Genomic DNA, 14,633 nt, shown 5'->3' on the forward strand with positions numbered 1-14,633 from the left:
GCTGTTGTTTCGCCACGGTAAACGATGCCGCGACGTGAATCAACGGTAATCAATTCACCTTCTGTAATTGTTGTTGTTGCGCCTTTAGCACCAACGATTACAGGAATATCTTGTGCAATTCCTACAACTGCAGCGTGAGAAGTCAATCCGCCTTCTTCAACGATAACAGCAGCTGCTTTTTCGATTGCAGGCATATATTCTTTGTCAGTTGATGGTACAACTAGAACCATTCCGTCTTTTGCTTTTTTTACAGCTTCTTCAGCAGATGAAGCAATAACTGCATTTGCAACGACAGATTTTTGTCCAACGCCTTGAGCTTCTAATAATTTAGAACCAATCATTTGAATTTTCATCACGTTAGTTGTTCCGCGTTCACCAACTGGTACACCAGCAGTGATCAAGATTAAATCGCCTTCTGATGCGAAACCTAATTCAACAGCTTTTTTAGCTGCTAGTTCAAACATTTCATCAGTTGTTGATGGTTTTTCAGCAACTGTTGGGTAAACGCCCCAGTTTAACATCAAACCACGTTTTGTGCGTTCGTCAAAAGTAACAGCCAAGATATCTGCATCTGGACGATATTTTGAAATCATTTTTGCAGTGTATCCTGATTCAGTTGCAGCAACGATTGTTTTCACGCCTAGATTTTTTGCAGCACGAGCTACAGATAAACCGATTGTTTCAGTTACATCTGTTTTATCGAATTCGTTCAATTGGAATGTACCTAATTCTGATAATGCATTTTCAGCTTCTTGGTCGATACGTGCCATTGTTGAAACAGCTTCAACTGGGTAGTCCCCGTTTGCAGATTCACCAGATAGCATTGTTGCATCTGTGCCATCAAATACAGCGTTAGCAACGTCAGAAGCTTCCGCACGTGTTGGACGTGGGTTTTCTTGCATTGATTCTAACATTTGTGTAGCAGTGATAACTGGGATACCAGCAGCATTACATTTTTTGATGATGCGTTTTTGAACCATTGGTACTAGTTCAGCTGGGATTTCAACACCCATATCTCCGCGGGCAATCATAACACCGTCAGAAACTTTGATGATTTCGTCAATGTTGTCGATACCTTCTTGAGATTCGATTTTAGGGAAGATTTGAACATGAGTCATGTCTTTTTCTTCTAAGATTTCGCGGATATCTAGAACGTCTTGTGCTTTACGTACAAAACTTGCAGCGATAAAGTCGATATCGTTGTCTAAACCAAAACGAATATCGTCAGCATCTTTTGGAGTAATACCTGGCAAACTAATAGAAACGCCTGGTGCATTTACCCCTTTACGTGATCCTAGCATACCTGCATTTTTAACTTCTACGACTAATTCACGGTTTGCTTCGTCTTTTTCAATGATTTGCATATCGATCAAACCATCATCAAATAAAATGTGTCCACCAACGTGAACATCGTCAAATAATCCTGGGTAAGTAACCGCGATTTTTTCTTTTGAACCTACATGTTCAGGATCCATAGAGATGCGTGTTTGATCTCCTACTTCAAATTTGATGTATCCTGCACGACCAAAATCAGCTTCTGTTGTGCCTTGAACAGTTGTACGGATTTCAGCTCCTTTTGTATCTAAAAGAATACCGACATCTTTTCCTGTCTTTTTAACTGCTTCACGGACCATAGTCATACGTGATAATTGTTCTTCATGGTCACCATGAGAAAAGTTAAAGCGGAAGACATTTGCCCCAGATTCAATCAATTGAGAAATAATTTCTACTGAGTTACTTGCTGGTCCTAATGTACTAACGATTTTGGTTTTTTTCATTTAAAAAACTCTCCCATTCAATTTTGTTTATTTAAAGCTGTACACAGCTTAAATAGCTTGGTTTCTTTCACTCTTAAAAAGAAAGTGAATTATTTAGATCATATAGTGATAAGTCTGGTTTATGTTTGTTGTTTTCAAGTGTATCAATGATGTCAGACGCAACGATTTCGTTGTCATGGATACCGACACATAATCCACCTTTTCCTTCTTGAAGCAATTCGACAGCGTAAGCACCGAATTTACTTGCCAACACGCGGTCGCGTGCGCTTGGTGCTCCACCACGGACAACGTGTCCCAAGATAGATACACGTGTATGATAGTCGCCAAATTCTGAAAGTTTCTCAGCGAATTCATTTCCGCCCATTACACCTTCAGCCAAGATGATCAAGCAATGTTTCTTCCCGCGATCGCGGCCTTCTTGGATTTTTTTAGCAACTGAAGCCATATCAAAATCATGTTCTGGGATGATGATTTCATCCGCTCCGCCAGCCACACCTGACCATAAAGCGATGTCTCCTGCATTGCGTCCCATTACTTCGATAACGAATGTACGAACATGAGAAGTCGCTGTGTCACGAATACGGTCAATTGATTCTAGTACTGTATTGATTGCTGTATCAAAACCGATTGTGAAATCAGTCCCAGGAATATCATTATCGATTGTTCCAGGAATACCTACTGCTGGGAAACCGCGTTTTGTCAAAGCCATTGCGCCATGATAAGAGCCGTCTCCTCCGATAACCACTAGACCTTCGATTCCGAATTTTTTCAATTGTTCGATTCCTTTTAATTGACCTTCTTCAGTTGCAAATTCTGGATAACGTGCAGAATACAAGAATGTACCACCACGTTGGATCTTGTCACCTACATCTGCCACATCAAGACGACGAATATCTCCAGCAACTAAACCGGCAAAACCATAATTGATCCCGTATACTTCCAGTCCTTCGTAAATACCTTTACGAACAACGGCACGAACAGCTGCATTCATTCCAGGTGCGTCTCCGCCACTGGTCAAAATTCCGATGCGTTTCATAATAAACATTCACCTCATTAAAATACTTTATCCTAAGTATGACTTAGGTTTACAACCATTTTTGCGTTAACCACGACTAACATTCTAACATTATTTTTCTCACTTGTCTTGATTTACGGATAAAAAAATGAAAAAAAATGAAAGCAAGTAGTATTTTTTACCGTAAGTTATTTGAAAACCACATTATCTTCGCCAAGCAGATAAATAAGTTGCCCCTTTATACTCTTGCTGTCATCCACCCAATAAGCATCTGACAGAACTACTTTTCGTTGCGTTTTTTCGTGATACATAACTACTGGTATATATCCTGGGTGTTTCTGAAAAATCACTTGTAATTGTTTCATTATCTCGGGATCTTCTCGTTCTTCTGTAATACGCAAATAGCAAGTTTGTGAAGGATACTGGGCTTCTAACTGGTTAGGATCAGCAAAGCTTTCTCCAATTAGTTGCAGTTCCTGATTATATTTGCTGATTTCGCTCCGCCCTTGAACAAAGATCACTCGATCAACGGCAAACAAATTACGATATTTACGATAAAGAGTTGGAAAAACTGTGACAGAAATTTCTCCACTACTGTCGGTTCCTTCAACAAAGGCCATCAGTTCTCCTTTTTTTGTCCGAATTTCTCTAACTTCCTTGATCATCACTAATAAATTGACTGGTTGATTAGGGACGATATCTGTAATCAGCTGAACTTGTTTAGCTAAACGAAGACGATCAAACCCTTCTGCAGGATGACCTGACAAATAAATACCTAAGTACTCCTCTTCCAGCTTCAAGCGTTCTTCTAGTGTATAGTCAGCGACTTCTTCTTCTCTTAATGCCATGATTCCCAGCAAGTCAAGACTTCCACCACTGTAAACGATATTTTGGATTTTTCCTTCGAGATCAAGCATCAATTGTTTCCTGTTAGGAGATAATTCATCAAAAACGCCTACTGCTGTCAGTGATTGCAGTAACTCTAATTTCAGCCAACGCTTATCGATCCGTATGAGGAATTGATCCACTGACTGGAACGGGCCATTTTGTTTTCTTTCGTTTAATATATCTTCTACAAAATCACGCCGAATACCTTTTATCGCTGTCAGTCCGAATCTGATTTCTTCCTTATTGACCAACTCAAAACTGGAATTACTTTGATTAATGGACGGCGAGGAAAGTTTGAGTTTATTTTTACGTGCTTCTGCAATATATTCTTTCAATTTTGATGTGTTATGCCGAACAGAATTCATCAGGCTGGTAAAGAAAGCACCTGGATGATGGGCTTTTAGATACGCCATTTGGAATCCCACGAATGAATAAGCAAATGCATGTGACCGATTGAATCCATAGTTTGCAAATTTTTCGATATATTCATATACGGTCGCTGCTGTTTTTTCCGAATATCCCTGTTGTAATGCTCCTGATACAAAATGCGACTTTTCTTCATCTAATACGTCTTTTTTCTTTTTACTCACTGCCCGTCGCAGAATATCTGACTGCCCTAATGTAAATCCAGCCATAGTCGAGGCGATCTGCATGATTTGTTCCTGATAGACGATCACTCCATATGTGTTTTTCAAAATCGGGATCAGTGAATCATCTGGGTAGCGAATGGCTTCTTTTCCTTTCTTCCTGGCAATGAAGGTATCTATATTTTGCATAGGGCCTGGTCGATACAATGCATTGACTGCGGCAATATCTTCGATGTTTTCTGGACCTAATCTTCGTAAAACGTTCCGGATACCAGCAGATTCAAATTGAAATACTCCTGAGGTTTCGCCTCGTTGAAACAAGAGCAGCGTTTTTGCATCATTTAGCGGGATCTCTTTTAATCGGATCTCATACCCTTCTACTCGCTTAACAGCTTTCAAAGTAAAATCAATAATCGATAAGTTGCGTAGTCCTAAAAAGTCCATTTTCAAAAGACCGATTGCTTCTACCTCATTCATCGTATACTGGGTCAGAAAAGCTTCATCAGAACCGCGTTGGAGCGGAACTAGTTCAAGTAGATTCTTATCGCTGATAACTACACCTGCTGCGTGAGTCGAAACATGTCTTGGCAATCCTTCTAAAATCACTGCAGTTTTGAATAAAAGTTGGTTTTTTTCGCTTGCCTGAACTAATTCTACTAATTGATGCGAAGTTTTATAAGCTTGGGTCAATGTGATTTTCAATTGATTGGGTATTGCTTTTGACCAGCGGTTTGCTTCACTTTGCGATAAACCAAACACTCTAGCTGCATCTCTAAGAACCATTTTTGCTGCCATTGTGCCAAATGTTGCGATTTGTGCCATATGATATTGTCCATACTTTTCTCGAACATAATTCAATACTTCTTCACGTCGATTGTCAGGAATATCCAAATCGATATCTGGCATCGTAAAGCGTTCGGGGTTTAAAAAGCGTTCGAACAGCAAATCATATTCTAATGGATCCACATCTGTGATTTCTAACACATAGGCTACTAATGAACCCGCAGCAGAACCACGACCTGCACCGGTAACGATTTTGTTTCTATGAGCAAAAGCCATTACATCCCATACGATCAAGAAATAATCATCGAATCCCATTTGATGGATGACAGATAACTCGTAGTCCAAACGTTCTTGGTATTCCTTTGTATAATCAGTGATTCGGCGTTCCACTTGCGAATAGCATAACTCTCTTAAATATTCTCCAGCTTGTTTTCCATTAGGAACTGGATAATGCGGAAGTAATTTCTGATGGAACTGGAATTCAAATGAAATCGATTCAGCTAAACGCTGGGCGCCTATTACAGCTTGGGAAAGACCCGCTTTTTCGAATCGTTTGATCATTTCTTGTTCTGAAAGAAGATAGCCATTTGCTGTTAGTGGTAAAGATGCAGATAAATTTTCTAAAGGTATTTGGCTTCCATCTTTGATATGTTTCATCACTTCAAGTGCAAAAAGTTCTTCTTGTTGTAAACTAGCGATGGGATGTAATGCACAAAGCGAATAATTTTCTTTTATCACATACTGATACCATTCAGGCAATTGATCAGGCGTGTTTTCTGTCAAGCCGATATAAAAATTTCTAGTAAAAACATTTTCAAGTAAAAACTGCCAATGACCGAAAAAGTTATCCTCTTTATTGAAAGCCTCAGAAACAGAATGATTTGCCGGAACAACAAACGCTAGATGGTCGGTTTCTGTCATTTCTGCAAGATCCAATTTTTCTTGGATCATTTTTCGGCTGGAAAGTTTCATCAGCTGCTGATAACCTATTTCATCTTTTGCGTACGCAAGCAAGCCATAATTTTTTTCTTCATAAGTATAACTAAGATGTAATCCAATGATTGGCTGTACTCCTTCTTCTACACAAATACGATAGAATTCAGGTGCACCGTATAAGACATCTTTATCCGTTATGGCTAATGAAGTGTAGCCTTGTTTTTTTGCTTCTTGTACATATTCTCGAATACGTATCGTACTTTGTAAAAGAGAATAAGAAGTAATTGTATAAAGTTGTGGGAAAAACATCTTGCATTCCGCCTTTTTTTTCGTTAAAATTCACTAGCGTTAAAAGGTTTGATCCTTTTACTTTCATTAAGATAGCAGGCGCTGAAGTTGATTATTCCACTTCATTTGCTTGCTTGTAATCTGTAGGAATGAGTTCTTTCGCAAGAACTCAAATTTTATTGAGATTTGGTCTCGTTTCTTTACATTCAAAGAAAATCTGGTAAAATTAAGATAGAAAAGAGGTGTTCTTTATGCGATATATCGTTACATTATTCTGGGCTGTCGTTCTAGGTCAAGTAGTCGGTTATATTGGTGCTGCATTAACAAGCGGAACATATGATTTTACTTTGACAACAATCATTTCATTCATTGCGGGTGTCATTATCCTTTTGATTGGTGCAGTTGCGCCAAGAAAAGAAACCTCTGCCCATTCGTAAAAAAACAGCCAAGAGCTTGAGATATCTCAAGCTCTTTTTTATTTTCTACTCCTCACCACCATTATAATCTGCTGCGAAGAACTTTACGAAAGTTGAATAAAGAAAGAAGAATATTTGACAGAACAAACAAACTTGTCACAATAAAAACAGCACTGTAATTATAAGCATGCGCGACTGTCGATCCTAGCATGGGACCTAAAACTTGTCCAAAGTTGCTAAACATCTGATTGTAGCTATAGATTCGGCTGACTCCTTCTTGAGGCGTAATCTTACTGATCAGTGTATTGACAGAAGGCATCAAAGCGCCAGTTGAAAAGCCTAAAATAAAGCGAAGTATACCTAATTGGAGCGGTGTAGTGACGAATGCCATAGGTAAATAACAGCAAAATGATAAAATGAGTCCTCCAATTAGAACTTTTTGATTCCCAATCTTATCCCCTAGTTTTCCTAGTTTCGGTGAAGAAAAGACAGCGGAAACACCAGCTATCGAAACAATCAAGCCGCTGACAAAAAGGATATTTTCTGTACTTCCGCTCAATTCACGAATATATAAGGTCAAAATAGGGCTGATCGTAGTGATTCCTATCTGTAAAATCAAGGTCGTAATGAAGAGACCGATCAAAATAGAGAGATGATCCATTTTTGAAAAAATTTCTTTGGTGCTTATCAGATCTTTTTTCTCGATTGGATGGAAATCTTCTTTGACTAAGAAGATGGTCAGCACCGTTGTGATCATCAACAAAGCCCCTGTGATCAAGAATACATTTTCCATACCAAACCACTGAGCCAGTGCACCGCCCATTGAAGGTCCGATCAGATTTCCAGCAATCGCTCCGGTAGACAATGTTCCTAACGCCCATCCGCTCTTTTCTCTAGGTGCCTGTGAAGCAATCATCGCTGTGGCATTTGGAATATATCCAGACAAAATCCCATTCCAAAACCGCATGATCAAAAGCCAATACGCGTTCGGTACAAAAGCCAAAGATCCCATTGTTAATGTCATCCCTGCTGCTGCACGGATCATCATGAGTTTTCGGCCTTTTCGATCAGCTAGATTTCCCCAGATTGGTGCAACCACGGCAGATGCAAAAGCAGTCACAGAGATTGCTAGTCCCGAAAACAATTCGATTTGATCTTTTGGTGTTCCTAGTTGCTCAACATAAACTGGTATGAATGGCATAACTAAACTAATACTTGCACCAGTGAAAAAACAGCCAATCCACGCAATCACTAAATTTTTTCTCCAATTAATCTCCATCTATCATCCCTCTTTCGTCTCTTTTATCATACCTATTTTCGAATAAACAAGCAACGATCTCGCCAGTAAAAAGAGAAAAATCCCGCAAAGGTCATTTTATATGTAACGTTCTTTTTATGTAAAACAAAAAGAGATCAGAACAAATACTGTTCCAATCCCTTCTCTTTAGTTAAATTGTTGCTAGAATGATGAAGTTGATAATGAATAAAATATCAACGATCCACAAAGCAACAGAAACTTCATTGTATTTTCCTTTGATTACTTTCACAATTGTATAGAAAATAAATCCTGCTGCAATCCCATAGGAAATGCTATAGCACAATCCCATAAAGATCGATGCAAAGAAGGCCGGTAAAGCTTCTTCCATATCTAGCCATTTGATGTCTGCAAAAGAAGCCATCATCATTACTCCAACTAAAATCAACGCTGGCGCAGTTGCTTGATTTGGTACAATGGCGATCAGTGGAGAGAATAAACTACTTAATGCGAATAGCACTGCCACTACTACTGAAGTCAAACCAGTACGTCCACCGGCCCCGATCCCAGCTGCAGATTCGACATAAGTTGTTGTATTCGATGTACCAAAGATAGCCCCCACGGAAGTAGCGATCGCATCGGCAAATAGTGCTTTATCCATTTTTGTTTTGAACCCACGACCATCTTCCAACGCGATCTCGTCTTCTTTTGAGAAAATGCCTGTGCGGCGTCCTGTACCGATAAATGTTCCGATCGTATCGAAAGTATCAGATAAACTGAATGCGATGATCGTCATCAATACTTGAGGAATCTTGGAAGAATCACTGAATAAAGATTGCATGCCTTCAGAACCAAATGCTGCACCGAAAGTTGTTCCTAATTCTTTAAATGAATTACCTAACGAATTCGTTTGCCAATCAATGGAACTTAAATCAACAACACCCATAAAAATACCAAGGACTGTGGTCGCTACGATACCGATAAGAATAGCCCCACGGACATTTTTTACAACTAAAATGGCTGTCAGTACCAAACCAATCACAGCCAATAAGATAGGAGCGTTGTCAAAGTTGGCTAACGCAGGGACGATTCCACCATTTATCGTAACATTTGTCGCTTTTCCGCCTTCAACGACAGAGCTCGAAATAGCTGACTGGTCTGCTGAAAAAGATAAGAATCCTGCATTTTTGATTCCGACATACGCAACGAAAATACCGATCCCGCCACCAATCGCATGTTGAAGACTTTCGGGAATCGCCCGAATAATCATTTTTCGAATATTTGTGACAGTAATAAAAATATTGATTAATCCGCAAATAAACACCATTGCCAAGGCTTGTTGCCAAGAATAACCAAGCCCAAAAACGACCGTAAAAGTGAAAAATGCGTTCAATCCCATACCAGGTGCCTGAGCATATGGTACATTTGCGAACAATCCCATTACCAGCGTACCAATAATCGATGCAATGATTGTCGCTAGAAATACTGCTTGAAAGGGCATACCTGATGCTGACAAAATCGTCGGATTTACGAATAAGATATAACTCATGGCAAAGAATGTCGTTACTCCCGCCATTATTTCAGTTGATACATTTGTATTGTTTTTCTTTAAACCGAAAAACTTTTCCATAAAAAGTTCCACTCCCTGAATTTTTTTTCTGATGGAAAACTATAATAATAAAAAATAAGTAAAATAGGGCAAATCCATCGAACAATTTCAAATTATATAGACGTTTCATTCGCTTTTCAACGTTTTTTTAACAAAAAAAGCGAAAATAATACTTAATGTTCGTGTTTAGCTTATGTTTAGCTATTTATATAGCCATAACTGTAGTTTTTGTTAGGAATAGCTGATTGCTCTTGTTAATTACCTAAAATATGCTAGACTAAAACAAATGCTAGTTGAGGAAGGAAGGACCCTTATTGAATAAAAAATTAATTGCCATCGATCTGGACGGAACTACCCTCAATCAAGATTCGATGATTACATCTAAAACAAAAGAGACTCTGAAAAAAGCAATCAATGCCGGTCATCATGTCAGTATTGCTACAGGACGCCCATTCCGAATGAGCCATCAGTTTTACCAACAATTAGAATTAACAACACCGATGGTTAATTTTAACGGCGCATTAGTACACATCCCTAATCAGCACTGGGATGGTGAAAGAGAAACGTTGATCAATCGTGAAATCGCTTTTGAAATCTTATCGCAAAAAAAGCAGCTAAATTTAGATTTTATCGCTGCTGAAAATCGTGATACTTTTTTTATTGACAGTTTTGATTTCTTTGATGAAAAAATTTTTGCTTCTTCTCGTCCAGGAGAGAAGAATTTGCTTTCTCCTAAAAATTTGACGACAAATCCTACATCTTTGCTTGTCCGAACAGACAAACGTTTTGCAGGAGCTGTATCTGCTGAATTAACACGTCAATTTGGCAGTTATGTCGATGTTCGGACATGGGGTGGACCTACTGCCATCTTAGAGATTGTTTCAAAAGGAATCCAAAAAGCAAAAGGCGTGCAAGAGATTGCTAACTACCTGTCTATCGATCAAAAAGACGTCATTGCCTTTGGTGACGAGCATAATGATTTGGAATTGTTGGATTATGCAGGTTGGGGAGTAGCTATGGCTAACGGTACTGATCAACTCAAAGGCATTGCAAATGATGTCGCTCCTTTGAGCAATCAGGAAGACGGTTTAGCTGTTTATCTGGAAAAACTACTTAAACTATAATAGAGAATTAGATTCCACAAAAAAGAGGTTGTGACAATTTTTGTCACAACCTTTTTTGCCGAGTAAACGGTGTTCTCCTGCCAACTCCTCAATCACAAGTCACAATATTCATAAAACATGAGAAGCTGTTTTTTTGAACTTGTTCCTTGTGACTCGGAGCTGAACGGCAGGCCCACGACCTCTTGATAAACGGCAGGCCCACGACCTCTTGATAAACGGCAGGCCCACGACCTCTTGATAAACGGCGTTCAATCAGCTGTCCTTCGGTATTAGCTCAAAAACGGCAAAATATGAGAAGCTATTTTTCCGTTTTGTTTCTCTAATACTCAGGTCAGGGCGCTGATTTCACAACCTCTTCCTTAAACGGTGTTCAAAAGCCAGTTTCTCGGTATGAAGTCAAATTTAAGCAAAAATGTGAGAAGCTATTTTCACAAAATTTTTCTTCATACTCGAAACTAAGCGGCTTTTTCACGACCTCTTTTTTATTTTGCCATGAACATATCATAATACGCGTCCATTATTTCTTTAGCAATCGTCAAGTTCATGTGGTCTTGTTCGTCTAATAAGTTCGGCAAGACAACACTGATGGCAATTTCCGGATTGTCTGTTGGTCCGTATGCCACGATATTACTATTGACTGTCGTAATATCTGGATGACCTTCCGCAACCGTTTCTGCAGTCCCTGTTTTTGCGGAAAGGTCCATTTTCGCACTGGCTAATGGTTTGGCTGTTGTGTAAGGATCGGTACCATGGACAACTTGGTGGAATCCTTCACGGAGGATCGCCATATTTTCTGCAGAAATATTGACCGTATTTTCTACTGTTGTGCCAATTTCTTTCTTCACTTCACCCAAGTTTCCATTTTCGTCATTGCCATAGATCGCTTTGACTAGGTGCGGCTGTACTCGTTTCCCGCCATTAGCGACTGTTGAAGCATATTGAGCTAATTGGATTGGTGTATATGTGTCAAACTGTCCAAATGCCAAATCGGTAAAGTTACCTGGAGTATACCATTCTTTGCCATTATCCGCATTGAACTTCTTCATATAATCAACAGAACGTGAGATCCCAGGAGATTCATTCGGCAAATCGATCCCAGTCGTTGTACCAAGACCAAACTCTTTGAAAGAGTCTCTCAATTGCTGATAAGCTTTAGCTTCTTCATCTAAACTAGGTAGTCCCATTCCAGGTGTATAGTCTAGTCCTAACATCTTTAACGCCACTTTGATCATATACGTATTAGAAGACAATTCCAATGCTTTGACTGCATCAAGAGCAACTTGTCCGCTTCGATTAAAGACAGAGCTTTTTTCTGAAGCACCTTGCAGACGAATCGGCTCATCAATCAAAACTTGATTTCCGCTGATCGCGTTACTTGCCCAGCCTGCTGTCAAAGTACCAGCCTTGACTACAGACCCTGGAGCAAAGGCGCTAGTAATCGTGCCTAAAGCATTCTCGGTGATTTCTTTGGAACCTTGTTCATGACTGAAACCAGTCATTGCTAGCACTTCTCCTGTCTGAGGATTCATAGCCACTGCATAAGCACCAGGCGAATACTGTGCTTTGCCGTTGTTGATCAATGTTTGATAATTCCTTTTCAAAATTTCTTCTACTTTTGATTGGAATTCTGCATTCATAGATAACATTAAATTAGAACCTTTTTCCCCAGAGAAGATTTCTTTTTGATTCGAAACATTTCCTTCATTATCAAGGGAAACTTCATATTGGGTTTTGGTTCCTTGCAGGACATCTTCATATTGTTTTTCCAAATAACTTTGTCCTACACGGTCATTCCCAGAATAACCTTTTGCTAGGTATTTCTCTGCTTCATCTGCTGGAAGTCCTTGCTTTTCAGTCGTCACACTGCCAAGAATACTTTTCAGTGAACTTGCTGCATTATATTCTCGTGTCCAGTCTGTGCCAGTCGAAACTCCTGGAAGTTCAGAAGCGCGTTCTGCCACAACAGCTAACTCTTGATCAGTAACACCAGAGTTTTTGATATAGACAGTGTTTAATTCATATGCACTATTCATCCGTTTAAAGATGGTAGCAATTTTTAATTGCTCCTCGTTTAAATTAATCTCATCAGCTGTGACTTTATTGACCATCGCACTATATTGTTCGCTGTTCCCTAATTGCTTTTCTTTTGCCGAAAGTCTTTTTGTGGCTTCTTTCAAATGTTTGGGATCAGCCAGCCAAAAATCTTTTTTATCTCTATCTGTCAGATTTTCATCTACCGGAACATCGATCAGCGAGTTCAGCTTCGTTGCGATTTCAAGCAAATCTTTAGCCGTAACTTGTGTTCCTCTCGTATATGTGATGGCCTGATTCGCTTTATTCGTAACTAAAGCTTTTCCTGTGGAGTCGTAGATCATTCCGCGAGGAGTACTTTCTTGGACCGTAATCGTAGAAGTAGACTTCACTCGCGCCTCCATCTCTTCGCCGTTCACGATCTGCAAATAACCCAATCTAGCAATCAACGCAACAAATAACGTAAATATAATGAAAAAAAGAAAATTTAAGCGAAAAGGAACATGGGACCGGCGAAACGTTTTGTTCTTAGGTTCTTGTGCACCTTTTCTTATTTTTTCTAACCAAGAAGTATTTAATATTTTTTTCATAAAATCTTTCATCATTTCCTATCCTTCCGCCTATTTACATTCATGCTTCATTGTACCCAAAAACTTCTTAATAAAAAAGAAAAAATGGGCGGAGCAAGAAATTCTTTACCTAATTTCAAGATAAAATCAACTTTTTGTTTCACAGCAATCACTTAAAGTTACATATCCAACTATTTTTTTCATTAAAAAATAAACTTATTTTTGAAAATTATGTTTTCTTAAGTCGTGAAACACTTTGATGGATCATTTATTTGTGGAAAACTACGTTTTGTTATTCTAAAAAACTTATATAAAAAATAGTAAGGTTTTTATTTCGAATCCATAAAATATTCTTGGATTGCTTCTCGTGTTTTTTTCACTTTTTCGCTAAGCTTTTCGTTTTTAGCCATATAGAAATAAAAAATGATATCGATCGTAGCAAATTGGGCCAAAAGTGAATTAGTTGCCGCACTTCGATTCGTGATTTCTTTTGGTCTAGATGTTTGTACGAGTACATCGGCTATCTTGCTAAGCGGGTTATTTCCAAATTGCGTCAACGCAATGATTTCGATATTCATGCTTTTCGCCAGCTCGGCTAATGCGACTACATCTGCACTTCTACCTGAGTTTGAAACAAGCCAAAGCACTTTCTTTTTCTCATTGCTGACAAGTTGCGGGAGCAAGACGTGGATATCTTTTTCAAAAATGATTGGCTTACCGACACGAGACCATTTTTGCAGAATATCTTCTACTACTAAAGAAGAGGCGCCAACCCCATATAAAAAAACAGTCTCTGCCGATTCCAAACACTCTACGACTTTTTGGATCGTTTCTTCTTCTAGAATATCTACTGTTTCTTTTATCGCTACTTGTGCATTGTTACCAAGTTTGTTTTTGATAGAGTAAAAGGACTCATTTGCTTCTATATCACTAAAACCTTCATCGATTCCAGTCTGTAGTTCTGTTGAAATCGTGATTTTGAAGTCCGTCAGACTTTGAAAACCGATTTTTTTGGAAAAACGTACAACTGTCGGCGCACTCAACCCGGAAGCTTCTGCTAATTCATTAGCTGTCATTGTAGGGACCTTCTCAATATTACCGATAATGTAGTTGGCCAACTTTTTTTCTGCTGAAGAATAATCTTCCATCATACTTTCAATACGACTAATTACGCTCATAAGTTCCTCCACCCTTTTAATGATAGTCTATGTAAGTATACCATATCAGACCCTTATTCACGGTCGTATACTGGATAAAAAAACAAAAAAAACAATCCGCCCAACAGAATATCTTATCCTATCAATCCCACAGATTCTATTGAGCATCTGTGTCTTTGAGGAATACCTGTTATCTA

General features: G+C 38.9%; 9 protein-coding genes. 2 read left to right on the top strand and 7 right to left on the bottom strand.

Annotated elements, in window-relative coordinates; translation table 11 throughout:
* The 3 genes from pyk to dnaE all read right to left on the bottom strand — a co-directional run.
* On the bottom strand, window positions 1-1,778 hold a 1,778-nt coding region (gene pyk / locus RG571_RS05455), incomplete at its 3' end, for a pyruvate kinase (RefSeq protein WP_308947533.1).
* A 73-nt stretch (window positions 1,779-1,851) separates the two neighbouring features.
* Entirely contained in the window at window positions 1,852-2,814 is a 963-nt protein-coding gene (gene pfkA / locus RG571_RS05460; protein ID WP_002304759.1) for a 6-phosphofructokinase, read from the bottom strand.
* Between the two features lie 167 nt (window positions 2,815-2,981).
* A complete protein-coding gene (gene dnaE / locus RG571_RS05465) occupies window positions 2,982-6,296 on the bottom strand; it encodes a DNA polymerase III subunit alpha (RefSeq protein ID WP_258430280.1) in 3,315 nt (1,104 codons plus the stop codon).
* 230 nt (window positions 6,297-6,526) lie between these two features.
* Here dnaE and RG571_RS05470 point away from each other — a divergent pair, with 230 nt between their 5' ends.
* Window positions 6,527-6,712, top strand: a complete 186-nt coding sequence (locus RG571_RS05470) for a YjzD family protein (RefSeq protein WP_002295359.1) — start codon at window positions 6,527-6,529, stop codon at window positions 6,710-6,712.
* A 61-nt stretch (window positions 6,713-6,773) separates the two neighbouring features.
* Here RG571_RS05470 and RG571_RS05475 read toward each other — a convergent pair whose 3' ends face one another.
* The gene (locus RG571_RS05475; protein ID WP_002290958.1) at window positions 6,774-7,970 is read right to left on the bottom strand and encodes a multidrug efflux MFS transporter; all 1,197 of its coding nucleotides are present in this window, start codon (window positions 7,968-7,970) and stop codon (window positions 6,774-6,776) included.
* A 169-nt stretch (window positions 7,971-8,139) separates the two neighbouring features.
* Window positions 8,140-9,576, bottom strand: a complete 1,437-nt coding sequence (locus RG571_RS05480; RefSeq protein ID WP_002298256.1) for an NCS2 family permease — start codon at window positions 9,574-9,576, stop codon at window positions 8,140-8,142.
* A 293-nt stretch (window positions 9,577-9,869) separates the two neighbouring features.
* On the opposite strand from RG571_RS05480, the gene RG571_RS05485 reads away from it, so the two are divergent.
* A complete protein-coding gene (locus RG571_RS05485; RefSeq protein ID WP_258430281.1) occupies window positions 9,870-10,679 on the top strand; it encodes a Cof-type HAD-IIB family hydrolase in 810 nt (269 codons plus the stop codon).
* A gap of 482 nt (window positions 10,680-11,161) precedes the next feature.
* On the opposite strand, the gene RG571_RS05490 is transcribed toward RG571_RS05485, so the two are convergent.
* Together RG571_RS05490 and RG571_RS05495 are read right to left on the bottom strand one after the other, a co-directional pair.
* Window positions 11,162-13,315, bottom strand: a complete 2,154-nt coding sequence (locus tag RG571_RS05490) for a penicillin-binding protein 2 (RefSeq protein ID WP_002339672.1) — start codon at window positions 13,313-13,315, stop codon at window positions 11,162-11,164.
* Between the two features lie 293 nt (window positions 13,316-13,608).
* Window positions 13,609-14,457, bottom strand: a complete 849-nt coding sequence (locus tag RG571_RS05495) for a MurR/RpiR family transcriptional regulator (protein ID WP_002287653.1) — start codon at window positions 14,455-14,457, stop codon at window positions 13,609-13,611.
* Window positions 14,458-14,633 lie beyond the last annotated feature (176 nt).

This window comes from Enterococcus sp. FR204, from assembly GCF_031143325.1.
In the GTDB taxonomy this organism is placed as follows: Bacteria; Bacillota; Bacilli; order Lactobacillales; family Enterococcaceae; genus Enterococcus_B; species Enterococcus_B faecium.